Source organism: Terrabacter sp. P5_B1 (assembly GCF_056400505.1).
This window is the reverse complement of the sequence record NZ_JBFULD010000530.1, coordinates 1-1,634: the sequence shown is the minus strand read 5'-3', so window position 1 is coordinate 1,634 and position 1,634 is coordinate 1. Positions and strand designations below refer to the sequence as shown.

General features: G+C 72.0%; 1 protein-coding gene. It reads left to right on the top strand.

The genetic code is table 11. The annotated features are described in order from the left end of the window. A partial coding sequence (gene infB / locus AC1DP0_RS21680; protein ID WP_478088614.1) for a translation initiation factor IF-2 occupies nucleotides 1-1,634 on the top strand: 1,634 nt, incomplete at both ends.

Sequence of the window (1,634 nt, the reverse complement as noted above, 5' to 3'; positions counted from 1 at the left end):
CCGGGTGCTCCCGGTGGCGCCCCGCGTCCCGGTGCGGCCGCCGGCGGTCGTCCCGGTGCCCCCGGTGGCGCTCCGCGTCCCGGTGGTCCGCGTCCGAGCCCCGGCATGATGCCGGAGCGCAGCACCGTCGCCCGACCGGGCCAGCGCCCGGCCGGTGGTCCCGGCCGTGGTGGCCCCGGTGGTGCCGGTGGTCGCGGCGGCTTCGGTGGTGGCCCCGGTGGCGCCCCCGGTGGCCCCGGTCGTGGTGGCTTCGGCGGCCCCCGCGGTGGTGGCGCCGGTCGCGGCTCGACGGCGGGTGCCTTCGGCCGCGGTGGTGGTCGCCCCGTGCGAGGCCGCAAGTCCAAGCGCGCGAAGCGCCAGGAGTTCGAGCAGATGCAGGCCCCGAGCCTGGGTGGCGTCAGCGTCCCCCGTGGTGACGGCAAGACGACCATCCGCGTCCGTCGTGGTGCCTCGCTGACCGACTTCGCCGACAAGATCAACGCCAACCCGGCATCCCTCGTCACCGTGCTCTTCCACCTCGGTGAGATGGCCACGGCCACGCAGTCCCTCGACGAGGAGACCTTCAAGGTGCTCGGCGCCGAGCTCGGCTACGAGATCGAGGTCGTGTCGCCCGAGGACGAGGAGCGCGAGCTGCTCGGCTCGTTCAACATCGACCTCGACGCCGAGCTCGAGGCCGAGGAGGACGAGGACCTCGAGGCGCGTCCGCCGGTCGTGACCGTCATGGGCCACGTCGACCACGGCAAGACGAAGCTCCTCGACGCGATCCGCTCCGAGGAGGTCGCCGAGGGCGAGGCCGGTGGCATCACCCAGCACATCGGTGCCTACCAGGTCGCCACGACGCACGAGGGCGAGAAGCGCGCCATCACCTTCATCGACACCCCGGGTCACGAGGCCTTCACGGCCATGCGTGCACGAGGTGCGTCGGTGACGGACATCGCGATCCTCGTCGTCGCCGCGGACGACGGCGTCATGCCGCAGACCATCGAGGCGCTCAACCACGCCCAGGCGGCCAACGTGCCGATCGTCGTGGCCGTCAACAAGGTGGACAAGCCGGACGCCAACCCGGCGAAGATCCGCCAGCAGCTGACCGAGTACAACCTCATCGCCGAGGAGTACGGCGGCGACACGATGTTCGTCGACGTCTCGGCCAGGAACGGCACGAACATCGACGGGCTCCTCGAGGCCGTCCTGCTCACGGCCGACGCGGCGCTCGACCTCCGGGCCAACCCGGACAAGGACGCCCGCGGTGTCGCCATCGAGGCGCACCTCGACAAGGGTCGCGGTCCGGTTGCGACCGTCCTCGTCCAGTCGGGAACCCTCAACGTCGGCGACTCGATCGTGGCCGGCAGCGGTCACGGCCGCGTTCGCGCCATGCTCGACGAGCACGGCAACAACGTCGAGCAGGCCGGCCCGTCGCGTCCCGTCATGGTCCTCGGCCTGACGTCGGTCCCCGGCGCCGGTGACACGTTCCTCGTGGCGCCGGACGACCGTACGGCTCGCCAGATCGCCGAGCGCCGCGAGGCCGCATCACGTGCGGCGAGCCTGGCCAAGCGTCGCAAGCGCATCTCGCTCGAGGACCTCAACGAGGCCCTCGCGGCGGGCAAGGTCGACACCCTCAACCTCATCCTCAAGGG